This window comes from Caulobacter flavus (assembly GCF_003722335.1).
Lineage (GTDB): Bacteria > Pseudomonadota > Alphaproteobacteria > Caulobacterales > Caulobacteraceae > Caulobacter > Caulobacter flavus.
This window is the reverse complement of record NZ_CP026100.1, coordinates 3,744,846-3,767,340: the sequence shown is the minus strand read 5'-3', so window position 1 is coordinate 3,767,340 and position 22,495 is coordinate 3,744,846. Positions and strand designations below refer to the sequence as shown.

At 69.5% G+C, this 22,495-nt stretch carries 27 protein-coding genes; 3 read left to right on the top strand and 24 right to left on the bottom strand.

The window, feature by feature from the left end; translation table 11 throughout:
* Nucleotides 1–46 precede the first annotated feature (46 nt).
* From C1707_RS17220 to C1707_RS17200, 5 genes are all read right to left on the bottom strand, one after another.
* Nucleotides 47–427: a hypothetical protein gene (locus tag C1707_RS17220; protein ID WP_101712945.1), complete on the bottom strand. Its 381-nt coding sequence runs from the start codon at nucleotides 425–427 to the stop codon at nucleotides 47–49.
* Nucleotides 420–992 carry an RNA polymerase sigma factor gene (locus C1707_RS17215; RefSeq protein ID WP_101712946.1) on the bottom strand — a complete coding sequence of 191 codons (573 nt, stop codon included), beginning with the start codon at nucleotides 990–992 and terminating at the stop codon, nucleotides 420–422. The genes C1707_RS17220 and C1707_RS17215 overlap by 8 nt, the downstream gene beginning before the upstream one ends.
* A gap of 33 nt (nucleotides 993–1,025) precedes the next feature.
* On the bottom strand, nucleotides 1,026–1,421 hold the full coding sequence (locus C1707_RS17210) for a DUF6249 domain-containing protein (protein WP_101712947.1): 396 nt from the start codon (nucleotides 1,419–1,421) through the stop codon (nucleotides 1,026–1,028).
* 115 nt (nucleotides 1,422–1,536) lie between these two features.
* The gene (locus C1707_RS17205; protein WP_240633727.1) at nucleotides 1,537–2,208 is read right to left on the bottom strand and encodes an HAD hydrolase-like protein; all 672 of its coding nucleotides are present in this window, start codon (nucleotides 2,206–2,208) and stop codon (nucleotides 1,537–1,539) included.
* 123 nt (nucleotides 2,209–2,331) lie between these two features.
* On the bottom strand, nucleotides 2,332–2,679 hold the full coding sequence (locus C1707_RS17200; protein ID WP_101712948.1) for an ArsC family reductase: 348 nt from the start codon (nucleotides 2,677–2,679) through the stop codon (nucleotides 2,332–2,334).
* 128 nt (nucleotides 2,680–2,807) lie between these two features.
* Between C1707_RS17200 and C1707_RS17195 the strand changes: the two genes are divergently transcribed.
* The 3 genes from C1707_RS17195 (at nucleotide 2,808) to C1707_RS17185 (ending at nucleotide 4,097) form a co-directional block, all read left to right on the top strand.
* Nucleotides 2,808–3,407 carry a biliverdin-producing heme oxygenase gene (locus C1707_RS17195; RefSeq protein WP_101712949.1) on the top strand — a complete coding sequence of 200 codons (600 nt, stop codon included), beginning with the start codon at nucleotides 2,808–2,810 and terminating at the stop codon, nucleotides 3,405–3,407.
* Nucleotides 3,385–3,831, top strand: a complete 447-nt coding sequence (locus C1707_RS17190; RefSeq protein WP_101712950.1) for a YbaN family protein — start codon at nucleotides 3,385–3,387, stop codon at nucleotides 3,829–3,831. Before C1707_RS17195 ends, C1707_RS17190 begins: the two co-directional genes overlap by 23 nt.
* A gap of 71 nt (nucleotides 3,832–3,902) precedes the next feature.
* Nucleotides 3,903–4,097, top strand: a complete 195-nt coding sequence (locus C1707_RS17185) for a hypothetical protein (protein ID WP_101712951.1) — start codon at nucleotides 3,903–3,905, stop codon at nucleotides 4,095–4,097.
* Nucleotide 4,098: 1 nt separating this feature from the next.
* On the opposite strand, the gene C1707_RS17180 is transcribed toward C1707_RS17185, so the two are convergent.
* The 19 genes from C1707_RS17180 to rpsB all read right to left on the bottom strand — a co-directional run bounded on the left by C1707_RS17180 (nucleotide 4,099) and on the right by rpsB (nucleotide 22,487).
* Nucleotides 4,099–4,668 carry a 2'-5' RNA ligase family protein gene (locus C1707_RS17180; protein ID WP_101712952.1) on the bottom strand — a complete coding sequence of 190 codons (570 nt, stop codon included), beginning with the start codon at nucleotides 4,666–4,668 and terminating at the stop codon, nucleotides 4,099–4,101.
* An 82-nt stretch (nucleotides 4,669–4,750) separates the two neighbouring features.
* A complete protein-coding gene (locus C1707_RS17175) occupies nucleotides 4,751–5,455 on the bottom strand; it encodes a glutathione S-transferase N-terminal domain-containing protein (RefSeq protein ID WP_101712953.1) in 705 nt (234 codons plus the stop codon).
* 78 nt (nucleotides 5,456–5,533) lie between these two features.
* Entirely contained in the window at nucleotides 5,534–5,797 is a 264-nt protein-coding gene (locus C1707_RS17170; RefSeq protein WP_101712954.1) for an EscU/YscU/HrcU family type III secretion system export apparatus switch protein, read from the bottom strand.
* On the bottom strand, nucleotides 5,794–7,413 hold the full coding sequence (gene fliK / locus C1707_RS17165) for a flagellar hook-length control protein FliK (RefSeq protein ID WP_101712955.1): 1,620 nt from the start codon (nucleotides 7,411–7,413) through the stop codon (nucleotides 5,794–5,796). Before fliK ends, C1707_RS17170 begins: the two co-directional genes overlap by 4 nt.
* Before the next feature lie 69 nt (nucleotides 7,414–7,482).
* Nucleotides 7,483–8,667 (bottom strand): lipid-A-disaccharide synthase, encoded by a 1,185-nt coding sequence (gene lpxB, locus C1707_RS17160; RefSeq protein ID WP_101712956.1) that lies wholly within the window; start codon nucleotides 8,665–8,667, stop codon nucleotides 7,483–7,485.
* Complete coding sequence (gene lpxI, locus C1707_RS17155; protein ID WP_101712957.1) at nucleotides 8,667–9,500, bottom strand: UDP-2,3-diacylglucosamine diphosphatase; 834 nt, start codon at nucleotides 9,498–9,500, stop codon at nucleotides 8,667–8,669. Before lpxI ends, lpxB begins: the two co-directional genes overlap by 1 nt.
* A 2-nt stretch (nucleotides 9,501–9,502) precedes the next feature.
* The gene (gene lpxA / locus C1707_RS17150) at nucleotides 9,503–10,297 is read right to left on the bottom strand and encodes an acyl-ACP--UDP-N-acetylglucosamine O-acyltransferase (RefSeq protein ID WP_101712958.1); all 795 of its coding nucleotides are present in this window, start codon (nucleotides 10,295–10,297) and stop codon (nucleotides 9,503–9,505) included.
* Entirely contained in the window at nucleotides 10,294–10,770 is a 477-nt protein-coding gene (gene fabZ / locus C1707_RS17145) for a 3-hydroxyacyl-ACP dehydratase FabZ (protein WP_101712959.1), read from the bottom strand. The genes lpxA and fabZ overlap by 4 nt, the downstream gene beginning before the upstream one ends.
* Complete coding sequence (gene lpxD / locus C1707_RS17140) at nucleotides 10,767–11,792, bottom strand: UDP-3-O-(3-hydroxymyristoyl)glucosamine N-acyltransferase (protein WP_101712960.1); 1,026 nt, start codon at nucleotides 11,790–11,792, stop codon at nucleotides 10,767–10,769. The genes fabZ and lpxD overlap by 4 nt, the downstream gene beginning before the upstream one ends.
* A gap of 136 nt (nucleotides 11,793–11,928) precedes the next feature.
* Nucleotides 11,929–12,597: an OmpH family outer membrane protein gene (locus C1707_RS17135; protein WP_101712961.1), complete on the bottom strand. Its 669-nt coding sequence runs from the start codon at nucleotides 12,595–12,597 to the stop codon at nucleotides 11,929–11,931.
* A gap of 22 nt (nucleotides 12,598–12,619) precedes the next feature.
* A complete protein-coding gene (gene bamA, locus C1707_RS17130; protein WP_101712962.1) occupies nucleotides 12,620–14,986 on the bottom strand; it encodes an outer membrane protein assembly factor BamA in 2,367 nt (788 codons plus the stop codon).
* 17 nt (nucleotides 14,987–15,003) lie between these two features.
* On the bottom strand, nucleotides 15,004–16,200 hold the full coding sequence (locus C1707_RS17125; RefSeq protein WP_101712963.1) for a M50 family metallopeptidase: 1,197 nt from the start codon (nucleotides 16,198–16,200) through the stop codon (nucleotides 15,004–15,006).
* A 31-nt stretch (nucleotides 16,201–16,231) separates the two neighbouring features.
* Complete coding sequence (gene dxr / locus C1707_RS17120; RefSeq protein WP_101712964.1) at nucleotides 16,232–17,422, bottom strand: 1-deoxy-D-xylulose-5-phosphate reductoisomerase; 1,191 nt, start codon at nucleotides 17,420–17,422, stop codon at nucleotides 16,232–16,234.
* Nucleotides 17,410–18,258: a phosphatidate cytidylyltransferase gene (locus C1707_RS17115; RefSeq protein WP_101712965.1), complete on the bottom strand. Its 849-nt coding sequence runs from the start codon at nucleotides 18,256–18,258 to the stop codon at nucleotides 17,410–17,412. Before C1707_RS17115 ends, dxr begins: the two co-directional genes overlap by 13 nt.
* Entirely contained in the window at nucleotides 18,236–19,012 is a 777-nt protein-coding gene (gene uppS, locus C1707_RS17110) for a polyprenyl diphosphate synthase (protein WP_101712966.1), read from the bottom strand. Before uppS ends, C1707_RS17115 begins: the two co-directional genes overlap by 23 nt.
* A gap of 51 nt (nucleotides 19,013–19,063) precedes the next feature.
* Nucleotides 19,064–19,630, bottom strand: a complete 567-nt coding sequence (gene frr / locus C1707_RS17105; protein ID WP_101712967.1) for a ribosome recycling factor — start codon at nucleotides 19,628–19,630, stop codon at nucleotides 19,064–19,066.
* A gap of 27 nt (nucleotides 19,631–19,657) precedes the next feature.
* Nucleotides 19,658–20,389 carry a UMP kinase gene (pyrH, locus tag C1707_RS17100; RefSeq protein WP_101712968.1) on the bottom strand — a complete coding sequence of 244 codons (732 nt, stop codon included), beginning with the start codon at nucleotides 20,387–20,389 and terminating at the stop codon, nucleotides 19,658–19,660.
* Nucleotides 20,390–20,589: 200 nt separating this feature from the next.
* Nucleotides 20,590–21,531, bottom strand: a complete 942-nt coding sequence (gene tsf, locus C1707_RS17095; RefSeq protein WP_101712969.1) for a translation elongation factor Ts — start codon at nucleotides 21,529–21,531, stop codon at nucleotides 20,590–20,592.
* A 110-nt stretch (nucleotides 21,532–21,641) separates the two neighbouring features.
* The gene (gene rpsB / locus C1707_RS17090; RefSeq protein WP_101712970.1) at nucleotides 21,642–22,487 is read right to left on the bottom strand and encodes a 30S ribosomal protein S2; all 846 of its coding nucleotides are present in this window, start codon (nucleotides 22,485–22,487) and stop codon (nucleotides 21,642–21,644) included.
* Nucleotides 22,488–22,495 lie beyond the last annotated feature (8 nt).

The window sequence follows — 22,495 nt, the reverse complement described above, 5'->3', positions numbered from 1 at the left end:
CCGGCTCTATTGCGGACGCCCGGAGCGCGGCGGGGCCGCCTCCGGATTAGAACTCTTCGACCAGTCGGGTGACGGCGAAGGCCAGAGCGATAGCCGCAAGAGCGGCGCCGAGCCAAAGGGTTTCTACGCTGGCCGGCGTGGCGACGAACTGATTCACCTGGTCCATCACCCTGTCGACGCCCAGGTCGACGGTCGAGACGCCCTCGCTGGAGGCCGCCCGCAGGTCGGTGGCGAAACGGCTGGCGATCAGTTGCCCGACCGCGATCAGACCGGCGACGCCGCCGGCCGCGCCGATCGCCAGGCGACGCAGCGCCCAGCCCCGGTCCAGCCGACGCTCGACCCGCTGGTGAAAGGCCTCCGCGTCCGCAAGCGCCGGCGGCTCTGCGAACAGCCGAGCAAGCTGCGCATCGAAGTCGCGATCAACCATGACCTTCCCTCCGCGCCGAAACGTCCGTGGGCGCCAACCTCGCCCTGAGTTTATCCAGACCACGTTTGACATGGGATTTGACCGTGCCGATCGGGATGTTCAAGGCCTCGGCGGCCTCCGCATGAGACCAGTCCGCGCCGTAGCAGAGCGAAACGCAAAGCCGCTCGCCATGCGAAAGCGCCTTGAGCGCCTCGTCGAGATCCAGCCGGTCGCCCGGGGCGTCGCCGGAAACTGCGGGCGGCGGCTCCTCCGGCGCGGCGTCCGAGAAGATCAGGCGCGAGTCGCGCTTGACCTTGCGCAGGTAGAGCCGCGCGGCGGTCTTCTTGATCCAGCCGCCGAAGGCGCCCTCGCCGCGATAGTCGGCGATCTGCTCGAAGCCGACGAGGAACGCGTCCTGGGCGATGTCGTCGGCGCTGGCCGAATCGGCGCCCAGGCGACGCAGCAGGCCTCTCACGGACGAGCCGTGCCGTCGCACGAGCTCCCCGTAGGCCCGGCGGTCGCCGGTGGCGGCCAGGGCCGCCAGCTCGACATCGTGACCGGTGGTGGGCGGGCGTTCGATGCCCATGATGAAAGTCCCCTCTTCCCCCAAGCGCCTGCGTCAGGCGTCCGGCCGGTAACCCTTGTTGGGGTTGAAGAAGCTGAGAACCACGTAGGCGATGCCGATCAGGGCGGGAATGGCGGCCGCGCCGAGCAGCGGGTGGAAGGCCTCGTCGTGGCGCTGACCCAGAATCAGGCCCATGACGGCCAGGCCGGCGCCGATGGCGATCAGGATCACCCCGGCGCGGATATCGCGCACCGCGGTGGATTCCTTCGGCGGCTTGATGTCCTTGGTCATCGCGTCGACCAGTTCGGGCGGCAGAGCCTGTCCCTTCTCGATCGCGGTGCGGACCGTCGCCTGCATTTCGTGCTTGTTGCGGGCCTTCAACCACGTGGGCACCAGCACGATGGCGGCGATCATCGCGAAAAAGCCCAGCGGGACCAGAATGTCTTCCATGACTCGTTCCCCTCGAAAGTCCGACGAGAGCCTGTCGCTTTCGTCTCGTACAGGGAAGAGGCTTCGACGGCGCCGTTTGGAGGCGCCGGCCGAGATGAAACTTTCGTAAGGGAGATCAGGCCGTGGCGACGGCCGCGACGGCGCGCTGCGGGGCCAGGCTGGCGACGATGTCGTCGACGGCGTCCAGCAGCACGGTCGGCGCGTGGTCGACCAGCAGCTGTCGGGTGGCGTAACCCCAGGTGACGGCGCCCGAGGCCAGGCCCAGGGCGTTGGCCGCGTCGATGTCGCGGGTCTCGTCGCCGATCGAGATCACCCGGCCCGGCTTCACCCGGGCGGTCTTGATGACCTTGGTGAACTTCTTGGCCTTGCCGAACAGCGAGGCGCCGCAGCCATAGTGGTCGATCAGCTTGGCCAGGTCGGGACCCAGCACAGTGCGGATCGTGGCTTCGCTGTTGGAGCTGACCACGGCCAGGCGCACACCGCCGGCCGAGAGGGCCTTGAGCATATCCGGAACGCCCGGGAACAGACCGATCGAGCCGATCTCGGCGGCCATCAGCTTCTTGCCGTGGGCGGCGATGATCGGGATCTTCCAGGCCGAGACGCCCAGGTACTTGATGATCTCGCGATTGGGACGGCCGCGCAGCATCTCGACTTCCTCGTCGGTGACGCTCTTGAAGCCGTACATCCTGGCCATCGGGTTGACGAGCTTCAGCACCACGGCGCCGCTGTCGGCCAGCGTGCCGTCGAAATCAAAGATCGCCAGATCGTAGGGAAGCCCCGAAGTCACGCCCACTCAATGCCCTGCCGCCGGACGAACCGGCCGTTTCCTCTAGACTTAGCCGCTGGACGCGGTCCTTGTCGCCCCAAAGTTCTCCAACTCGCGTCAATCGCGCAAGCGGCGTTTCGCTCGTCAGGCGAGAATGGCCGTATACTGATCGGGTTTGAAGCCCGCCAGCAGCTTGCCGTCGACGTCGAGGATCGGTCGCTTGATCATCGAGGGCTGGGCCAGCATCAGTTCGACCGCCTTGCCCGCGTCGACGCCGACCTTGTCGGCGTCGGGCAGCTTGCGGAAGGTCGTGCCGGCGCGATTCAGCACCGTTTCCCAGCCCAGTTGCGCGACCCAGCGCTCGACGTCGGCGCGGTCGGCGCCCGAGACCTTGTAGTCGTGGAAGGCGTAGGCCACGCCGTGCTCGTCGAGCCAGGCGCGGGCCTTCTTCATCGTGTCGCAGGCCTTGATGCCGTAGATCGTCACCGTCACCGGGCGCGCTCCAGAACTTCCGGCCGCGAGTCGGCCCCTCCCCACCCGATTAGCATTTTCGCCCGGCGCGCGGTCGGATTTGACCTGGAGCAGTTGCGTCTCACTCGCGGCATGACAACATTGCCCCCATGACCGATCTCGCCCTCGCCCAGGCCCCGTCCCTCGCCAAGCGCCTCAAGGCCGGCACCGAGGCGACCCACGAGCGACTGGACAAGAGCATCATGGCCGGCCGGCCGTTCGCCGATCGCGCCCGCTACGGCCGGTTCCTCGACGTGCAGTACAGGTTCCATCGCGACATCGACGGCCTGTACCAGCGGGCCGAACTGGCCGAGCGACTGCCCGACCTGGACGGTCGCAGACGCCTGGCGCAGATCGCCGCCGATCGGACCGACCTTGGCCTTGCCGCCCTCGCCGAGCTTCCGCCGCCGGCCTTCGACGCGAGCGGCGACCTCGACCTGGCCACGGCGCTGGGCTGGCTCTACGTGGCCGAGGGCTCGAACCTGGGCGCGGCCTTCCTGTTCAAGGCCGCCGCCAAGCTCGGCCTGGACGAGACGCTCGGCGCGCGCCACCTTGCGGGCCATCCGGACGGTCGCGCCGCCCACTGGCGGCAGTTCACCGCCGCCCTCGACGCGGCCGGACTGGACGAAGCGGGCGAAGCGCGGGCCCTCGCCGGCGCGCAAGCCGCCTTCTCACGGGTGCAGGCCTATGTCGACGCCGCCTTCGGCTGAACCGCCGGCCATCGAGCTGGACGCTCCGGCGCCTGCGCCCCTGCCGACGTCACGCGGCGTGCGGACCGGCTACCTGATCGCGGGCCTGGCGTTGACGGCGCTCGGGATCATCGGGGCGTTCCTGCCGCTGATGCCGACGACGATCTTCCTGATCCTGGCCGCCGGCTGCTTCGGGCGCTCCTCGCCGAGGCTCGAGGCCTGGCTTCTGAATCACCCGCGCTTTGGCCCCTCGGTCCGGGCCTGGCGGGCCAACGGCGCGATCCCGCGCAAGGCCAAGGTCTTCGCCTGCCTGGGCATGGCCGGCGGCATGGCGGTGTTCCTGATCGCGGCGCGCCCCAAGCCTTGGCTTGGCCTGCTGGTCGGCGTGATCATGGCGGGCTGCGCGGCCTTCGTGGTCTCGCGCCCGGCCCCGCCGACGAGCTGACGCCAAGCGCCACGCTGGGAACGGCGTGCACGCGCCGGCGGTTTTCCTTCGACAACCAGAAGGAGGAAGCCATGTCCAAGGCCCCGCCCATCCCGCCGGAGCAGCGCGCCTTCAAGGGCCAGAAGCCCGACATCGAAGGCCACGCCAGCCGCGAAGGCCTGCAGTCGCCCGATCCGGGCAACGCCGACGTCAATCTGTCCGAACAGGGCCGGCACGGGAACCTGCGCCAGAACACGTCCCATTCGGGCAACGTGCAGGACCGCTAGATCAACCCTTCAGGGGCCAGCGCCCGAGCACGACGTGCCGGGTCTGGCCCAGCAGGCTGTGGATCAGCACGAACTCCGAAACGGTCCATGACACCGGCGCCGTCGGCGTCTCGGGCGCCAGGGCGCGGTCGTAAAGCAGTGTCACGTGCGGATTGAACTGTCTGGCGACCTGCTTGCCGAGACCGGCGTGAGCCATGGCCAGCCCCAGGGCCTTCTGGAAGGCGTGCAGTTCAGCAAGCCCCTCCCCGCCCTGCAGCACGAACGGATTGTTGCCGCGATTGTTGAAGCTGGCGGCCTGGTCGAAGGTCGCCTCGAACGGCGCGGCCGACGACGCGGCTTCACCCGCCTCCAGCGCCTGGGCGACGATGCCGCGCGGCAGGCCGGCGTAGTCGCCGATGTGGTGCAGGGTGACGTGGAAGCGGTCGGGCGTCAGCGGCGCGCCCGACAGGCCAAGGCCGCCCTTCAGGTCGCGAGCGCGGCCGGCGATGGCCTCGGCGACCGGCGACGGCGGAAAGATCCCGAAGAACAGGCGGTCGGACGGCGGAACGTCCAGTTCGGGAAACAGCGACATGACGAGAATCGGCGGCCGTTGAAGGATGGCCAGCCTTATGGCGCCGGAGCGGACGGCTGTCGCCGCCCGCGCCTTGCGTCGCCTACGGGCGAGCCGGGATGTTGAGGCCGCGCTGCACGGCCGGACGAGCCAGGCCGCGCTCCAACCAGGCCGGAACGTTCTTCAGGCTCTTGAAGTCGACCAGTTCGCCGGCCTCGTAGAAGCCGACCAGGTTGCGCACCCAGCCCAGCGTGGCGACGTCGGCGATGGTGTACCCGTCGCCCATCAGCCAGTCGCGGCCTTCCAGGCGGGTCTCCAGCACGCCCAGCAGGCGCTGGCTCTCGGCCCGGTAGCGCTCCAGCGGGCGCTTGTCCTCGTACTCGCGGCCGGCGAACTTGTGGAAGAAGCCCAGCTGGCCGAACATCGGGCCGACGGCGGCCATCTGGAAGAACACCCACTGCAGGGTCTCGTAGCGCGCGGCCGGATCGGTCGGCAGCAGCTTGCCGCTCTTCTCGGCCAGATAGACGAGGATCGCGCCGCTTTCGAACAGGCCGAAGGGCTTCCCGCCCGGACCGTCGGGATCGATGATCGCCGGGATCTTGCCGTTCGGGTTGAGGCTGAGGAATTCCGGGGTCCAGGTCTCGTTCTTGCCGATGTCGATCAGGTGCGGCTCGTACGGCAGGCCCACCTCCTCCAGCATGATCGACACCTTCACGCCGTTGGGCGTGGGCAGCGAATAGAGCTGGATGCGGTCGGGATGGGCGGCGGGCCAGCGGCTGGCGATCGGGAAGGCCGAGAGGTCGGTCATGGAAGCTCCTCGAAGGGTCCCAGCCGATATAGGCGCCTCGAAAGGAAGGCCCAGCCCCCTACCGTAACTTTCTTGGTGTCAGTTACGGTGCGCCGAGCGCAGGATGAAGCCCAGGATCTCGGCGACGGCGACATACAGCGCCTCGGGGATCTCCTCCTCCATCGGAATGGTCGACAGAGCCTGGGCCAGGGCCGGGTTCTCCTCCAGCGGCACGCCGTGCTCGCGGGCGGTCTCGACGATCTTGTCGCCCACCCAGCCGCGACCGCTGGCCACCACGCGCGGGGCGTTGGGCTCGTCGTAGCGCAGGGCGACGGCAATGCGGGGGCCGGAAACGCGGGTCATGTGGCCTGGTCCAGGAAGCGGCCGGGCGCGGCCGGCGGCGCGAGCGGCGGGGCCGCGGCGTGGAAGGCCACTTCCGGCTCCAGGGCGGCTTCCCGCAGGGCGGCGGTCAGCATCTCCTCGCCGCCGCGCAGGCGCGCCATCGCCTCGGTACGTTCGGCCCACAGCGAGACGCGGGCCCGCTCGCCGGTCAGGGCCAGCTGGGCGTCGATGCGGCCCATCGGCTCGACGTCGAGCGAGAAGCGGACCTTCCAGGTGCGAGCCTCGGCGACGCCGCCGGCGGCCCCGCCCCCGCCGCCGTCGCGGCTGATCTCGAACTGGGCCACGGCCGACCCCTGCGGCGTGGCGAACGGCACATCGAACACCCAGCGCGGGCCCGACCGGTCCTCGATCGCGCGGGCGTCGGCCGGGCGGGCGCCTTCCGCGCGGTCCGGCAGCGAGGCGGCCTGCAGCAGTTCCTGGCGAGCCAGGGCGGCGTCGACTCCCTTGGTCAGCTGCTGGGCGACCAGGGCCGGATGGGCGTCCGGCGCCAGGGTCGACGGCGCGGCGGGCTGGGCCACGACCGGACCGCCGGCGAAAGGCGGCGGCGGGCCCTTGCCGGGCGGCGGCGCCAGCGGCGGCATGGCCTGCCGGGCGACGGGCGTCTCCTCGAAGCCGGCGGCGGCCTCCTGGGCCAGCACGAACAGGGCGGCGGAGGGCTGGGCCGCCTGAGGCGCGGCCGGACGCGGCGCGACGGCGGCCAGGAAGCGGGCGACGGGCGACTCGGCCTCGTCGGGCAGCGTGGAGATCGATGCGGCGGGCGGCGCCTCCCCGGCCTCGACGGCGGCCCGAGCAGCCGGCGGCGTCGGCGAGGACGTTGGCGTCGACGAGGCGATCGCCTGGCCCTGGGCCTGCGGAACCGGCGCGCCCGGCGTCGGAAGGAGGGGCGCGGGCGGCGCGCCCGGTATTGTCTGGGTCGTCGGCAAGCCGGCAGGCGCCTGGTTTGGCGTGGGCGCGGGACCGGCCTGGGCGCTCCAGCTGGCCACGGCGGCGCGCAGCACCAGCATGGCGGCCTTCAGGTCCTTGGCGGCCAGGGGCGCGGCGCCCGGCGCGGGCGCCTCCTCGGCCAGGCGGCTTTCCATGAACAGGCCCGAGCGACCGAAGGCCTGGCGGATCTCGCCGGCGGTGACCGAGCCGTCGATCGGCGAGCGCAGGGCCAGCATGTTGGCGGCGGCCTGGCGCACCAGGGCCGGCGCCTGCGGCGAGGTCGACACGCGCTCCAGGTCGGCCAGCAGCGGCGCCATGCCGCCCTGGGCCGGCGCGGCGCGGCTCACCATGTCGGACACCACCTTGGCCTGGACGGTGGAGCTGGCGAGCAGGATCTCCCGGGCCTGGCCGGTCGCCCCGCCCTTCAGCAGGCTCTCGACCGTGTCGGGGGCGTCGGGCGCAGCGCCCGGCTGGGCGGCGATCTTTCCCAGGCTCTCGGTCGCCTCGGCCATCGCCAGCTGGGCCAGCATGGCGGGCGGCGGAAGGCCCGACTGTCCCGTCTGGCCGCCCTGGGGACCGGCGGGCGCGATCGTCGCCGTCGGTTGCACCGAGGCGAGGTTCGGGACGACGGCTCCAATCGGCAGGACCGACACGGCGGACTCCACGGCGGCGCAATGCGCGCAAGGTTGCCGCGAGATTAATCCACAGGCGTGAAGCGGGTCTTAAGCCGTTTTGGGGCTTCGCTTTTCCAGGAAGTCGAGCATGGCGTCGGCGGCGGCCTCAGCCGGATCGGGCATGCCGCGTCCCAGGCGCTCGAGCGCCGCGTACTGCTCGGCCACCTGCCGCCGGCGCAGGGCCGGATCGTCGAGGCGCTCGGCCAGCGCCGCCGCCAGGCGCTCGCCGGTGCAGTCGTGCTGCAACAGCTCCGGGGCGACCTCGCGATCGGCGGCGATGTTGAACAGCGTCACCCAGCGCGGCGTCATCAGGCGCTTGAGCAAGGCGTAGGTGACCGCACCGATCTTATAGCCCACGACCATCGGCGCGCCCGCCAGGGCCAGCTCGATGGTCACCGTGCCGCTGCAGGCCAGGGCCACGGTGGCGGCCTTCATGGCGTCGTCCTTGGCCTGGTCGTCCTCGATGACGTGGGCGCGGAACGGCCAGCCGGCCACCCGCGCCTTCACCGCCGCCGCCACCGTCTGAGCGGCGGGCACGACGACATGCAGGCCGGGGCGGTCGGCCTTGAGGATCCGCACGGCGTCCTCGAAGGCCGGCAGCACCCGCTCGATCTCGGACGGACGGCTGCCCGGCAGCACGACGAGGACCGGATCGTCCGGCCCGGCCCCGATGGCCGCGCGGGCCCGCGCGGCGTCGGCGCCGCCGAAGTCCCGCGCCAGGGCCGGATTGCCGACGAAGACGCTGGGCAGGCCCTCGGCGTCGAAGAACGGCTTGTCCATGGGCTGAGTGGCCAGCAGCAGGTCGACGGCCTGGGCCAGGGTCTTGGCGCGGCCCGGTCGCGAGGCCCAGACCTGAGGGGCCACGTACTTGATCAGCGCCATCGAAGGGTCCAACGCCCGCAGCCGCCTGGCCAGGCGGATGTTGAAGCCCCAGGAATCGATCAGCACGGCCACGTCGGGCTTCTCGCGCACCGCCAGGGCCTCGACGTCCTTCAGCCGGCGCAGCACGCGCGGATAGGCCTTCAGGCCCTCGAACAGGCCAAGGATCGACAGTTCGGAGATGTCGAAGGGGCTTTGCACCCCCTCGGCCGCCATCCGCGCCCCGCCGAGGCCGACGAAACGAACCTGATCGCCGAGCCGCTTCCGCAGGGCCTTGGCCAGGCCGGCGCCGAGATTGTCTCCCGACGCCTCGGCCGCGACCAGCATGACCGTCAGCGGCCGGGCCGGGCTCATCAGCGCGGCTCGACGCCGTAGACGAAGAGGCCCAGGTCGTCGGCGCAGGCGATGACCTGGTCGCGATCGACGATCAGCAGGCGGCCGGCCTCGCCGACCACGCCGGCCAGGCCCGCGCGCGCGGCGCGCTGGATGGTGGCCACGCCGATAGTGGGCAGGTCGACCTTGGTCTCCTGGATCGGCTTGGGAGCCTTGGCCAGCACGCCCTTGGGCGCTTCAGGACAGCCGCGGACCGCCTGCGGCAGGTCGGCGACCCGGCGCAGCATGGCGTCGGTGCCCTCCTGGGCCTCGACGGCCAACACGAGGCCGTCGCAGACGACAGCCCCCTGCCCCACGTCCAGCCCGCCGATGGCGCGAGCGACGGTCAGGGCCCGATCGATGTCGGCGCCGTGCTGCTCGCGCGGGGCGTAGCGGCCCAGCGGTCCGAGCGGCAGGGTCATCTCGCCGCGCACCTCGTGGGCGCCCTCGACGACGAAGCCTTCCTTCTCGAACTCGGACAGGACGCGGCGCAGCAGGGCGTCGTCGCCCTCGCGCGCGGCCTTGATCAGTCCCGGCAGCACCTTCACGCCCCGAAAGTCGGGGATCAGGGCCGAGAAGTCCGGGCGGTCGACGACGCCGGCGAAGCAGACGGCCTCGCAGCCCTCGTCCTTCAGCGCCTTGAAGGCCTTGCCGAACTCGGCGATGCCGACCTCGGCCCCGGGGTACTGCTCCAGCGACGCATCGGCGAAGCCCTTGACCCGCATCACGAAGAACGGCCGGCCAGCGCGCTCGCAGTGGGCGGCCAGCTCGATCGGCAGGGCGCCGCCGCCGGCGATCAGTCCAAGCTTGCGCAAGATCAGACCTCGCGCTCGGGCAGGCACAGCGGACGGTTGCCGTCGGCGCGGATGAAGTCGACGATCTCCATCACCTCGGGCGTGGCCGAATAGGTCTCGACCACGTCGTCCAGGCGCTCCTGGAACGTGCCTTCGTCGGCGAACATCAGGCGATAGGCCGCGCGCAGCGCGTTGATCGTCTCGCGCGAGAAGCCCCGGCGCTTGAGGCCGACCAGGTTCAGCCCCTCGAGGTGGGCGTGGTTGCCCCACACCGAACCGTAGGGAATGACGTCCTTGGTCACGGCGGCCAGGCCGCCGATGAAGCTGTAGCGGCCGACGCGCGAGAACTGGTGGATAGCCGCCAGGCCGCCCACGAACACGAAGTTGCCGACGTCGACATGGCCGCCCAGGGTCGCGCCCTTGGCCAGCACCACGTTGTCGCCGACCATGCAGTCGTGGGCCACGTGGGCCTCGGCCATGAAGAAGCCGTCGGCGCCGATCGTGGTGACGCCCCGGCCCGAGGCCGTGCCGGTGTTCATCGTCACCTGCTCGCGGATGACGTTGCGCGGGCCGATGACCAGCTGCGTGCGCTCGCCCTTGTAGCCCAGGTGCTGGGGCGGTCCGCCCAGCGCCGAGAAGGCGTGGACGACCGTGTCCTCGCCGACGGTGGTGACGCCATCGACCACCACGTGCGACAGCAGGCGCACGCGGGCCTGCAAGGTCACGTCCGGGCCGACGATGCAGAACGGCCCGATTTCGACGTCATCACCCAGCTTGGCGCCGGCGTCGACGATGGCGGTCGGATGGATCTTCGTCATTTCGTCGGGGTCTCCACGACCATGGCGGCGAACTCGACCTCGGCGGCGACCTTGTCGCCGATCTTGGCCACGCCCTTGAACTTGAAGATGCTGGAACGCGCACGCAGCACCTCGACCTCCATGCGCAGGACGTCGCCCGGGCGCACGGGGTTGCGGAAGCGGGCGTTGTCGACCGACATGAAGAAGATCGTCTTGCCGGCGGTGTCGACTTCCAGTGACTTGCTCATCAGCACCGCGCCCGTCTGGGCCAGGGCCTCGATGATCAGCACGCCGGGCATCACCGGATTGCCCGGGAAGTGGCCCTGGAAAAACGGCTCGTTGACCGTCACGCACTTGATGCCGACGATCGACTTGTGGGGCTCGTAGGCTTCGGCCCGGTCGACCAGCAGGAACGGATAGCGGTGCGGGATCCGGGCGAGGATCTCGGCGATGTCGATGTCGGTCTGCGGGGCCGCGGTTTCGGTCTGGCTCATGCCTCGTCTTTCATCCCCCGGCTGCGCGCGCTGCGCGACAGCCATGCGGTTTCTCGCAGCCACCGTTTGATCGGTCGTGCGGGAAACCCTGTCCATGTCTCGCCCGCCGGCACGTCCTTGAACACCGAGGCGGACGCCCCGATGCTGGCGCCGGGGCCGATCGTCAAGTGGTCGGCGACGCCGGCCTTGCCGCCGAAGGCGACGCCGTCGCCGACGACGGTGGTGCCCGAAAGCCCGGTATAGGCCGCGAGCACGCAGTTACGGCCCAGTTGCACGTTGTGCGCAACATGGACCAGATTGTCGATCTTGGTGTTCTCGCCCACCGTGGTGTCGTCGAAGGCGCCGCGATCGATGCAGCTGTTGGCGCCCAGCGTGACGCCGTCCTGCAGGACCACGCGGCCCAGCTGCGGCAGGTCGACCACGCCCCTGGCGCCGGGGGCGGCGCCGAAGCCCGCCTCGCCGATCACCGAGCCGGCGTGCAGGCTGACGCGGTCGCCGACCAGGGCGAAGCCGACGACCGCGTTGGCGCCGATGAAGCAGTCGCGACCGATGGCGACGCCTGGACCGATGACGGCGCCGGGACTAATCGTCGTGCCGCGGCCAATGCGGGCGTCCTGGCCGATGACCACGCCCGGCGACAGGCGCACGCCCTCTTCCAGCACGGCGGAGGGATGGATGGCGGGCGCGCCGGCGTCGTGGCGTCGCGGCGTATAGAGAAGCGCGGTCGCGGCCGCCCAGGCGGCCTGCGGATGCGGGGTCAGCAGCACGGCGCAGCCTTCGGGCGCGAACTCTCTATGCTGCGGGCGCATGAAGATCGCGCCGGCCTGGCAGGCCGACAGGCCCTTGGCCCGGCGCGGATCGGAAAGAAAGGAGACGGCGTCCGGACCGGCGCCGTCCAGCGGCGCGACGGTGGCGATCAGGCGCTCGCCCAGGGCTTCGTTCGCCATCTCGGCGCCGCCGGCCTTGGCCAGGGCGGAGACGGAAACCGGACCCAGGGTCTCGAAAAAGCGGGGGTCCGGCATGCAAACCTCTCGACGACGGCCGTCACGGGAATCGCCCGATACGGACGAAGTGTAGGCGGCCCAAAGCCGCCCCGAGTCAATGCCGTAACGGAAAGCGCCCGCCCAGCCGGAAAGGCCAGGCGGGCGCTCTCGATGCTTAGCGCTGCAGCTGGGCGGCCAGCTGGGCGGCTTGCTGCGGGGTCAGCTTGGTGCGCTCCAGGGCCTGGAACGAGCCGGCCTTGCCGCGGGCGTCCAGGGCCGCGACGATCTGCGGGGTGATGTCCATGGCCGGGTTGAAGATGGCCACGGCGCTGCGCTCGAGCAGCACGCCGCACTGCTTTTGCTGGTAGGCCGAGATCACGGCCGGCTGCAGCTCGGTCGAGTAGGTGTTCTGGGCGGCGTCGGCCGTGGCGACCAGTTCCATCTGGGTGTGGGCGGCGTCGCGCTGCAGGGCGCTCTGCTCCAGCTCCAGGTCGGCCTTCTGCTTTTCACGGGCGTTGATGTCGGCGGCCGGGGTCTTGGCGGCGGCGTTGAACGCATCGATCTTGGTCTGCAGGGCCTTCTCGCGAGCGGCCAGCGGCGACTCGGCGGTGGTCTGCAGGGCCTTCAGGCGGGCGTCGAGCGCCTTGCCGGTGGCCGAGGTGCCGCGCACGGCGCCGGCCGAGAACACGCACAGGCTGGCGATCGGAGCGCCGTGGGTGATCGCCGGGGCGGCCGGAGCGGCCGGAGCCTTGGCCAGCGGGGCGGCGGCTTGAGCGAAGGCGCCCGAGGCCACGGCGAACGCGGCCAGGCCCGAAGCGGCGGCGGCGAAGAACTTGGAGGACATGTCGTCTGAAGCCTTGTGGAAATTAGAAACGGGTGGAGGTGGAGAAACGGAAGGTTTCCGTCCGGTCGTAGTCTTCCTTCGCCAGGATGCGGCTGATGTCGAACCGGATCGGTCCCATCGGCGACTTCCAGTCGATGCTGACGCCCGCCGAGGCGCGCAGACCAAGGTTGTCCTTGATCGTCGTGCTGAACACGCCGGGCGAAGTCTGACGGTCGACATCGTCCAGCTGGCCGGCGGTGCCGAAGTCGGAGAACAGGGCCGCCTTGATGCCGTACTGCTCGGGCAGGAAGGTCGGGATGGTCAGCTCGAGCGAACCGATCGCGTACAGCTTGGCGCCCAGGGCGCTGTTGTCGGTCAGGGTGTCGCGCGGACCGATACCGGCCGTCTCGAAGCCGCGGAACGACTGGCCGCCCTTGTAGAAGCGGTCGTTGATGCGGACGCTGTCGCCGCCCCAGCCTTCGATGTAGCCCGCCGAACCGGTGGCGCTGAACACGAAGTCCTTGTTGAAGCCCCAGTACCAGCCGCCGTCGACCTCGGTCTTGAGGTAGTTCACGTCGCCGCCGAAGCCGGCGAGGTCCTGGTTCAGGTCGGCGAAGAAGCCGCGGGTCGGGCGCAGCGGATCGTTCCGCTTGTCCAGGCGCAGGCCGTAGCCGAACAGCGAGGTCATGTAGGCACCGCGCTGGGCGCAGAGCACGGTCGAAACGGTGTTCTGGCCGGGGATGCAGTAGCTGTCGGCCACGTCCACCTCGTCCTGGCGCAGGGTGTAGCGCAAGCTCATCGAGGTGTTCTGCGTCAAACCGAAGCCCATGGTGAAGCCGCCGCCCAACGACTTGGTGTCGTAGGCCGCGAACTCGCTGAGGTCATATCGGTACGAATAGAGGTTCACGCCCGCGGCCAAATTGCGGCCCAGGAAGCGCGGCTCGGTGAACGCGAAGTCGACCTGTTGCCGCAGCGAACCCACCGACACGCGGGCGCGCAGGTTCTGGCCGCGGCCCCGGAAGTTGCGCTGGGTGACGCCGACGTCCAGCACCAGCTGGTCGACCGAGCTGTAGCCGGCGCTGAACGACAGTTCGCCCGTCGGCTGCTCCTCGACCTTGACCCGCAGGTTGGTGCGGTCCGGCGCGGCGCCGGGCACTTCCTCGATGGTCACGTCCTTGAAGAAGCCCAGGCGACGCATGTTGTTGCGCGAGCGGTCGACCAGCACGCGGTTGTAGGCGTCGCCTTCGGCGACTTCCATCTCGCGGCGCAGGACGTAGTCGAGCGTGGCGGTGTTGCCGACGATGTCGATGCGGTCGACGTAGACGCGCGGGCCTTCACGCACCGAGAACACGACGTCGACCGTCTGGGTCTCGCGGTTGGGCACGTAGCGCGGACGCACGTCCACGAAGGCGAAGCCGGCCGCGCCCGCCGCGAAGGTCAGGGCGTCGGTGGCCTGCTCGATGCGTTCGTCCTCGTAGACCTGGCCGGTCTTGATCGGCAGGATCTGGGCCAGCAGGTTGCCGTCCAGCTTCTTCAGCTCGGTTTCGACGGTAACCTTGCCGAACTTGTACTTGGGGCCTTCGTCGATCGTGTAGGTGACCGCGAAGCCGTTCTTGTCGGTCGCCAGCTCGGCCGTGGTGGCCACGACGCGGAAGTCGAAGAAGCCGCGGTTGCGATAGTACTTTCGCAGCTGTTCGCGGTCGTACTCGATCCGGTCAGGGTCGTAGTTGTCGTTGCTGGTCAGGAACTTGTACCAGTGCGACTCCTTGGTGACGATGACGTCGGAGAGCTCGTTGTCCGAGAACTCCTTGTTGCCCAGGAAGTTGACGCCCAGCACGCCGCTCTTGGGGCCTTCGTTGATCTCGAACACCAGGTCGACGCGCTTCTGCGGCAGCTCGACCACCTTGGGCGTCACGGTCGCCGAGATGCGGCCCGAACGACGGTAGAGCTCGATGATGCGCTGGACGTCGGCCTGCACCTTGGCGCGGGTGAAGATGCCGCGCGGACGGATCTGCACCTCGTCCTTCAGCTTGTCTTCCTTGAGGGCCGAATTCCCCTCGAAGACCACCTGGTTGATGATGGGGTTCTCGACGACCTTGACCACCAGGTCGCCGCCCACCAGCTCGATCGAGACGTCGGCGAACAGGTCGGTGCGGGCCAAGGTCTTCAGCGCCAGATCGAGGCGCGCCGGATCGACCGTCTCGCCCGGCTGGATAGGCAGGTAGGAGAGCACCGTGCCCGCCTCGATCCGCTCGTTGCCCTGCACGACGATGCGCTGCACCACGCCCGAAGTCTGGGCCTGGGCGAAGGCGACCTGGGGCGCGATCAGGGCGGTGGAGCCGAAGAGGAGCGCAACGCCGGTGGCGAACGCGGCGCTATGGGCGCGAATTTTGCTCATGGGACCAATCATGGACGGGCGGCGATCGTTCACGTGAACAGGCCGCCGATGAATTTGAACACGTCGTAGCGGTTGAGGTCGTTCCAGGCCGCGAACAGCATGAAACACAGGATCAAGGCAAGGCCCGCGCGGAAACCGGCGGCCTGGAAGTCGGCCCGCAGAGGACGCCGGAAGACGGCCTCGTAGGCGTAGAGCAGCAGATGGCCGCCATCCAGCACCGGGATCGGCAACAGGTTCATGAAGCCGATGCTGACCGACAGGCTGGCGATCAGGATCGCCTGGCTGGCGACCGTGCGGACGATCATGGTCTTCAGGTCCGGCGCGCCCTCGACACTGGCCTGGGTCACCGCGCCGGCGGTCTTGCCGATGCCGATGATGCCGCTGATCTGGTCGGCCGGCAGCTGACCGGTGACCAGGCGGCCCAGATAGAAGCCGATGGTCTTGAGCATGTCCCAGACCTGCACGGTGGCGTGCGGGATCGCCATCAGGGGCGAGGACTTCTCGAGATAGCCGCGCCCGGTGAGCGCGACGCCCAGGCGGCCGACCTTCACCCGGCCGGCGATCTCGTCCTTCTGCTCGACGAGCACCGGGGTCGCGGTCAGGTCCAGCGTCTGCTGGGCCCGCTGCACGGTGAAGCGCACCGGCAGCTTGGCCCGCAGGGCCACGTAGCTCTGAACCTCGCGGTAGTTCTCGACCGTGCGGCCATCCATCCTGACGATCACGTCGGCGGGCCGGAAGCCGGCGGCGGCGGCGGCGCTGCCCGGCTCGACCTGGTTGACGATCACCTGGGTCTTCAGATCGCCGATCGTGACCAGCATCACGGCGAACACCAGGATGGCGAGGATGAAATTGGCGATCGGCCCCGCCGCGGCGATGATCGCCCGCTGCCAGACCGGCTTGAAGTGGAAATACTGCTTGAGCGCCGCGTCGCCCTCGCGATCGGCGATCTCGCGCTTCATGGCGTCGAGGTCGTTCTGGTCGGGCACGCTGGCGGCGTTCTCGTCGCCGGCGAAGCGCACGTAGCCGCCCAAAGGGATCGAGGCGATCCGCCATTCCACGCCGCGCTTGTCGCGCCACGACACCAGGGGCGCGCCAAAGCCGATGGAGAAGCGATCGATCGCCACCCCGCAGGCCCGCGCGGCCCAATAGTGTCCCAGCTCGTGCACCGTCACGACGACGGACAGCACGATGACCATGGACACGATCGCGATCAGAAGACCGATCATCGGCTTGGAATCAGAGCTCCCCGGTCACTTCCTAATGCCGCTTTTGAGCGACAACCTCGGCCGCAATACGGCGAGCGGAACCGTCGATCATGACGGCTGTATCAAGAACGTCACCAGCCGTTACGGCGAGGTCCCCCAACCCGTTCATGCGTTCAAGCGTCCCCTCAACCGACGCGGCAATATCGAGAAAGCCGATCTGCCGGTCAAGGAAAGCCGCGACGGCGACTTCATTCGCCGCGTTCATCGCCGTCGGAGCCCCGCCGCCCAGGCGCAGGGCCTCGCGCGCGACGCCCAGCAGCGGGAAGCGCGACAGGTCCGGATCCTCGAAGGTCAGCTGGGCGTAAGCTCCCAGATCCAGGGGCTTGGCCGGCCAGGACAGGCGCTCTGGCCAGGAATAGGCGTAGGAGATCGGGCTGCGCATGTCGGGCGGCCCCAGCTGCGCCAGGGTCGAGCCGTCGGTGTATTCCACCAGGCTGTGAATCACCGACTGCGGGTGGATGACGACGCCGATCCGCTCCTCGGGAGTGTCGAACAGGTAGGAGGCCTCGATCATCTCGAGACCCTTGTTCATCATCGAGGCGGAATCGACCGAGATCTTCGCGCCCATCGACCAGTTGGGGTGGGCGATCGCCTGCTCGGGCGTGGCCGAGGCCATCTGCTCGCGGGTCCAGGTGCGGAACGGACCGCCCGAGGCGGTGAGGATCAGGCGAGCTACGCGGTCGAGGCACGCCGGCTGCAGCACCTGGAAGATCGCCGAATGCTCGGAATCGACCGGGATCACCGTGCCGCCCGCCTCGCGGGCGATGCGCAGCAGTTCGGGACCGGCGCAGACCAGGCTTTCCTTGTTGGCCAGGGCCACGACGGCGCCGGTGCGGGCGGCCGCCAGGGTGGGCGCCAGGCCCGCCGCGCCGACGATGGCCGACATCACCCAGTCGGCGCCCATGGCCGCGGCTTCCGCCACGGCGGCCGGACCGGCGGCGGCCTCGACGCCCGAGCCAGCCAGGCGCTCGCGCAGCTCGCCAAGCAGGGCCTCGTCCTCGATCACCGCCAGCTTGGGCCGCCAGCGCAGCGCCTGCTGCGCCAGGCGCTCGACGTTGCGCCCGGCCGCCAGGGCCAGGATCTCGACCGGAACCTTGGACTGCTCGAACAGATCGAGGGTGGAAACGCCGATGGAGCCGGTCGAACCGAGCACCACCACCTTACGCGTGGTCAAGGCAGCCATCCCCACTGGTCGAACAGGCGCACGGCCGCCACGACGATGGCGGCGAACATCAGGCCGTCGACCCGGTCCAGCAGGCCGCCGTGGCCAGGGATCAGGTCGCCGGAATCCTTCACGCCGAACCGGCGCTTGAGCATCGATTCCCACAGGTCGCCCGTCATGGTCGCCAGCCCGCCGAGGAAACCGATGACGGCGGCCACCGGCCAGGTCAGGTCGGTGTCGGGCAAGCGCGGGAGGATCTCGGCCAGCAGGTCGACGCCGACCGCCGCCAGGGCCGCGGCCAGCAGGCCGCCAAAGAAGCCCGACCATGTCTTGTTGGGCGAGAAGCGGGGCCACAGCTTCGGGCCCTTCAGGATGCTGCCCGTCACATAGGCGAAGATATCGGCGAACCAGGTCACCGCGAACAGCATCAGGGTCCAGGACAGGCCCGCCGGGCTGAGGCGCAGCCACAGCAGGGTGATGCAGGCCGGCGCGATGTAGATCACGCCGTAGGCGGCGTCCGCCCGGCGCTCGACCGCGCCGCGGGCCAGCAGGGCGGCGGCGACCGCGCCGGCGCCGGCCAGCGGCCAGGTCAGGATGTAGTGGCCGCGGAAGGCCGCGACGAGCGAGATCAGCACCGCCACGCCGACGGCGACGGCGACGCCGACCGGCGCCTTGGGCGCGCTCATCATGCCCCATTCGCGCGCCAGCAGGGCCGTGCAGACGGCCAGCAGCAGCAGGAACCACACCTGGCCGAACCACACGGCGGCCACGACCGTGGGCACGAGCACCGTGGCCGAAGCCACGCGCGTACCCAGATTGCTCCAGTTGAAGCGCTTAGCCGGCGACGGCGACGTCATCGGCCGCAATGCCTCCATAGCGCCGGTCCCGGCTACGATACTCCGCGACGGCGGCGGCCAGGTGCTCGGGGCCGTAGTCGGGCCACAGCACGTCCTGGAACACCAGTTCGGCGTAGGCGCATTCCCACAGCAGGAAGTTCGAGATCCGGTGCTCGCCGCTGGTGCGGACGATCAGGTCGGGGGCCGGCGCGGCAGAGGTCGACAGGAAGCTCCCGAACATCCGCTCGTCCAGGTCGGCCGCCCTCGCCTCGCCCCGCTCCACTTGCTCGGCGAAGCGGCGCGCGGCGTCGGCGATGTCGGCCTGGCCGCCGTAGTTGAAGGCCACCTGCAGCAGGAAGCTGTCGTTATGGGCGGTGCGACGCTCGGCCCGCTCGATCACCTCGAGCACGTCGGGCGACAGGCCGGTCCGCCGACCGATGATCCGCACGCGGACGCCCTCGCGGCTCAGCCGCTCGAGGTCCGATTCGACATAGGCCTTCAGCAGGCCCATCAGTTCGGAGACCTCCTGGGCCGGACGACGCCAGTTCTCGGTCGAAAAGCCGAACACCGTCAGCACGCCGACGCCGGCCGAGGGCGCGCCCTCGACCGTACGCTTCAGCGCGTTGACGCCGGCCCGGTGACCCAGCGCGCGCGGCATGCCGCGTCGCTTGGCCCACCGGCCGTTGCCGTCCATGATGATGGCCGCATGCAGTCCCGCGCCGGCCTCGCCCCCGGGGCGCGCGGTCTTGGTCTGCAGGCCGGTCTTCGGCGACATGCGCTCTTAGCCTTCCCTTCTCGTCCCCCAGGCGTCCACCGGAGAGGACGATCAGACCTGCATGATCTCTTGTTCCTTGGTTTTCAAGGCCTCGTCGATGCGCTTGATCGCCTCGTCGGTCAGCTTCTGGACCTCGGTTTCCATCTTCTTGCGCTCATCCTCGTTGATGGCGCTGTCCTTCTCGGCCTTCTTCAGATCGTCGTTGGCGTCGCGACGGACGTTACGGACGGCGATCTTCTGCTGCTCGGCGTACTTGCCGGCGATCTTCGAGAGATCCTTGCGGCGCTCCTCGGTCAGCGGCGGGATCGGAATGCGCAGGTTCTGGCCCTCGACCACCGGGTTCAGGCCCAGGCCCGAGGCGCGGATGGCCTTCTCGACCGAGACGACGACGCCGCGATCCCAGACGCTGACATTGATCTGACGGGGCTCGGGCACGCTGACCGAGGCCACGGCGTTCAGCGGCGTGCTGGAACCGTAGGCGTCGACCATCACCTGGTCGAGCAGGCTGGCCGAGGCGCGGCCGGTGCGCAGGGAGCCGAACTCGTCCTTCAGGGCGAGCACGGCCTTGTCCATGCGGTCTTTGTAGCGGGAAAGGACGGGCTTTTCGGCGGCGGCCATGGCTTGGGCTCTCTTCGCTAAATGAAATCAGGCGTTCGCGACGACGGTGTGCGTGCCTTCGCCACGCAGCACGCTGAGCAGGTTGCCCCGCCCCTTGATCGAGAACACGACGATCGGGATGTTGCTGTCGCGCATCAACGCGACCGCCGAGGCGTCCATGACGCGCAGGTCCTTGGCCAGCACGTCCATGTAGGTCAGGCGGTCGTAGCGTTGAGCGGTCGGATCCTTCTTGGGATCGGCGGTGTAGACGCCGTCGACGCTGGTGCCCTTGAACAGGGCGTCGCACTGCATTTCAGCGGCGCGCAGGGCGGCGGCGGTGTCGGTGGTGAAGAACGGGTTGCCGGTGCCGGCGGCGAAGATCACCACGCGGCCCTTCTCGAGGTGACGCTGGGCGCGGCGGCGGATGTACGGCTCGCAGACCGTGGCCATCGGGATGGCCGACTGCACGCGCGTCTCCACGCCGATGCGCTCGAGGGCGTCCTGCATGGCCAGGGCGTTCATCACGGTGGCCAGCATGCCCATGTAGTCGGCGCTGGAGCGCTCCATGCCCTTGGCCGCGCCGGCCATGCCGCGGAAGATGTTGCCGCCGCCGATCACCAGGCACAGCTCGACGCCCGACTTTACGATCTCGGCGATGTCCAGGGCGACGGATTGAACGGTGTTGGTGTCGATCCCGTAGGGCGTGTCGCCCATCAGCACTTCGCCGGAAACCTTGAGCAGAAGACGACGGTACGGCTTGGCGGGGGTGGGATCGGACATGGACCGGGCTCTTCCTGAGTCGTCGGCACGCACCATAGTGCGCGTTACACAAAAGTGGGATCGGTTTTGCGCCGTGGGGGCGTGTCGCCGTTCAAGCGCAAAAAAAGGGCGCGGCGCGCGTCAAACGCGCCGCGCCCTTGCTTTGTCGACCTTGGAGACGGCGGGACGATGGCCCGCCGCCTTCATTGTCTTAGCTGGCCTTAGGCCTGGCCGGTCATCGAGGCGACTTCGGCGGCGAAGTCGTCCTGCTTCTTTTCCACGCCTTCGCCCAGGGCGAGACGGGTGAAGCCCTTCACGGTGATCGGCGCGCCGAGGGTCTTGCCGGACTCGGCGACCAGCTGCTCGACGGTCTGGTCCGGGTTCATGACGAAGGCCTGCTTCAGCAGCACGACTTCTTCCAGGAACTTGCGGATGCGGCCGTCGATCATCTTCTCGATGACCGCCGGCGGCTTGCCCGACTCCAGAGCCTGCTCGGTGAACACGGCCTTTTCACGCTCGATGGCGGCCGGATCCAGATCTTCCGGCGACAGCGACAGCGGGGCGGTCGCGGCCACGTGCATGGCGATCTTGCGGCCCAGTTCGCGCAGGGCGGCCTTGTCGCCGGCGGTCGACTCGAGGGCGACCAGCACGCCGATGCGGCCCAGGTCCGGCGCGGTGGCGTTGTGGACGTACGAGGCGACGACGCCGTTCTCGACGCTGTGCTTGGCGGCGCGGCGGACCATCATGTTCTCGCCGATCGTGGCGATCAGGTTGGTCAGGTGATCCTGCACGGTCTCGCCGCCGGCCAGCTTGGCGCCGGTGATGGCTTCGATCGAGCCGTCGGTGCCCAGGGCGGCGCCGGCGATCTGACGGGCGGCGACCTGGAACAGGTCGTTGCGCGACACGAAGTCGGTTTCGGCGTTCACTTCGACGGCGGTGGCGGTTTCACCCGCGCCGTTTTCCGACACGGCGATGGCCACCAGGCCTTCGGCGGCGGCGCGATCGGCCTTCTTGGCGGCCTTGGACAGGCCCTTGGCGCGGAGCCAGTCGATGGAGGCCTCGATGTCGCCGTTGTTCTCGGCCAGGGCCTTCTTGCAGTCCATCATGCCGACGCCGGACTTCTCGCGCAGTTCCTTGACCAGCGCAGCCGTGATCTCAGCCATGGAAAATCTCCAGATTCAAACGTTTAGCGACCGGGCTTGATAGCCCGGTCGCGTGTCGGTAGCGCGACGACCGCCCGCCCCCGTCAAGAGGACGGGCGGTCGAAGGGAAATCAGCCGGCGGCCGATTCGTCGGCGGCCGGGGCGGCGACTTCTTCGGCGGCCGCTTCAGGAGCGGCGGCTTCCGGAGCAGCTTCCGGGGTCAGTTCGCGAGCCAGGGCCGGCTCGATCGGAGCGACCGAAGCGCCCAGGTCGACGCCCGAGGCGGCTTGACCGGCGGCCAGGCCGTCCAGGACGGCGTCGGCGATCAGGTCGCAGTACAGCTGCAGGGCGCGGGCGGCGTCGTCGTTACCCGGGATCGGATAGGTGATGCCGTCCGGATCGCAGTTGGTGTCGAGGATGGCGACGACCGGGATGTTCAGCTTGCGGGCTTCGAGGATCGCGATCGCTTCCTTGTTGGTGTCGATCACGAACATGATGTCGGGGATGCCGCCCATGTCCTTGATGCCGCCCAGCGACAGCTCCAGCTTGTCGCGCTCGCGGGTCAGCTGCAGCAGTTCCTTCTTGGAACGGCCTTGGCCTTCGCCGACCATGATGCCTTCCAGCTCGCGCAGGCGGGCGATCGAGCCCGAGACGGTGCGCCAGTTGGTCAGGGTGCCGCCGAGCCAGCGGTGGTTCACGTAGTACTGGGCGCAGCGCTTGGCGGCGGTGGCGACCGGGTCGCTGGCCTGGCGCTTGGTGCCGACGAACAGCACGCGGCCGCCGGCGGCGGCGACTTCACGGACCTTCACCAGCGCTTGGTGCAGCAGCGGGATGGTCTGCGACAGGTCGATGATGTGGATGTTCGAGCGCGAACCGAAGATGTAGCGGTCCATCTTCGGGTTCCAGCGGTGGGTCTGGTGGCCGAAGTGGGCGCCGGCTTCCAGGAGCTGACGCATGGAGAATTCGGGAAGAGCCATCGGGCCTT

What these genes read in the sequence shown, in the direction of transcription:
- rpsB (WP_101712970.1), bottom strand. Translation starts at nt 22,487, where the DNA reads ATGGCTCTTCCCGAATTCTCCATGCGTCAGCTCCTGGAAGCCGGCGCC.
- C1707_RS17210 (WP_101712947.1), bottom strand. Translation starts at nt 1,421, where the DNA reads ATGGAAGACATTCTGGTCCCGCTGGGCTTTTTCGCGATGATCGCCGCC.
- C1707_RS17195 (WP_101712949.1), top strand. Translation starts at nt 2,808, where the DNA reads ATGACCGATCTCGCCCTCGCCCAGGCCCCGTCCCTCGCCAAGCGCCTC.
- C1707_RS17115 (WP_101712965.1), bottom strand. Translation starts at nt 18,258, where the DNA reads ATGACGTCGCCGTCGCCGGCTAAGCGCTTCAACTGGAGCAATCTGGGT.
- C1707_RS17125 (WP_101712963.1), bottom strand. Translation starts at nt 16,200, where the DNA reads ATGATCGGTCTTCTGATCGCGATCGTGTCCATGGTCATCGTGCTGTCC.
- C1707_RS17135 (WP_101712961.1), bottom strand. Translation starts at nt 12,597, where the DNA reads ATGTCCTCCAAGTTCTTCGCCGCCGCCGCTTCGGGCCTGGCCGCGTTC.
- lpxA (WP_101712958.1), bottom strand. Translation starts at nt 10,297, where the DNA reads ATGACGAAGATCCATCCGACCGCCATCGTCGACGCCGGCGCCAAGCTG.
- C1707_RS17180 (WP_101712952.1), bottom strand. Translation starts at nt 4,668, where the DNA reads ATGTCGCTGTTTCCCGAACTGGACGTTCCGCCGTCCGACCGCCTGTTC.
- C1707_RS17170 (WP_101712954.1), bottom strand. Translation starts at nt 5,797, where the DNA reads ATGACCCGCGTTTCCGGCCCCCGCATTGCCGTCGCCCTGCGCTACGAC.
- dxr (WP_101712964.1), bottom strand. Translation starts at nt 17,422, where the DNA reads ATGGCTGCCTTGACCACGCGTAAGGTGGTGGTGCTCGGTTCGACCGGC.
- pyrH (WP_101712968.1), bottom strand. Translation starts at nt 20,389, where the DNA reads ATGTCCGATCCCACCCCCGCCAAGCCGTACCGTCGTCTTCTGCTCAAG.
- C1707_RS17190 (WP_101712950.1), top strand. Translation starts at nt 3,385, where the DNA reads ATGTCGACGCCGCCTTCGGCTGAACCGCCGGCCATCGAGCTGGACGCT.
- C1707_RS17185 (WP_101712951.1), top strand. Translation starts at nt 3,903, where the DNA reads ATGTCCAAGGCCCCGCCCATCCCGCCGGAGCAGCGCGCCTTCAAGGGC.
- C1707_RS17215 (WP_101712946.1), bottom strand. Translation starts at nt 992, where the DNA reads ATGGGCATCGAACGCCCGCCCACCACCGGTCACGATGTCGAGCTGGCG.
- bamA (WP_101712962.1), bottom strand. Translation starts at nt 14,986, where the DNA reads ATGATTGGTCCCATGAGCAAAATTCGCGCCCATAGCGCCGCGTTCGCC.
- lpxD (WP_101712960.1), bottom strand. Translation starts at nt 11,792, where the DNA reads ATGCCGGACCCCCGCTTTTTCGAGACCCTGGGTCCGGTTTCCGTCTCC.
- C1707_RS17220 (WP_101712945.1), bottom strand. Translation starts at nt 427, where the DNA reads ATGGTTGATCGCGACTTCGATGCGCAGCTTGCTCGGCTGTTCGCAGAG.
- tsf (WP_101712969.1), bottom strand. Translation starts at nt 21,531, where the DNA reads ATGGCTGAGATCACGGCTGCGCTGGTCAAGGAACTGCGCGAGAAGTCC.
- fabZ (WP_101712959.1), bottom strand. Translation starts at nt 10,770, where the DNA reads ATGAGCCAGACCGAAACCGCGGCCCCGCAGACCGACATCGACATCGCC.
- uppS (WP_101712966.1), bottom strand. Translation starts at nt 19,012, where the DNA reads ATGTCGCCGAAGACCGGCCTGCAGACCAAGACCGCGCGCCCCGGGGGC.
- C1707_RS17175 (WP_101712953.1), bottom strand. Translation starts at nt 5,455, where the DNA reads ATGACCGACCTCTCGGCCTTCCCGATCGCCAGCCGCTGGCCCGCCGCC.
- frr (WP_101712967.1), bottom strand. Translation starts at nt 19,630, where the DNA reads ATGGCCGCCGCCGAAAAGCCCGTCCTTTCCCGCTACAAAGACCGCATG.
- lpxB (WP_101712956.1), bottom strand. Translation starts at nt 8,667, where the DNA reads ATGAGCCCGGCCCGGCCGCTGACGGTCATGCTGGTCGCGGCCGAGGCG.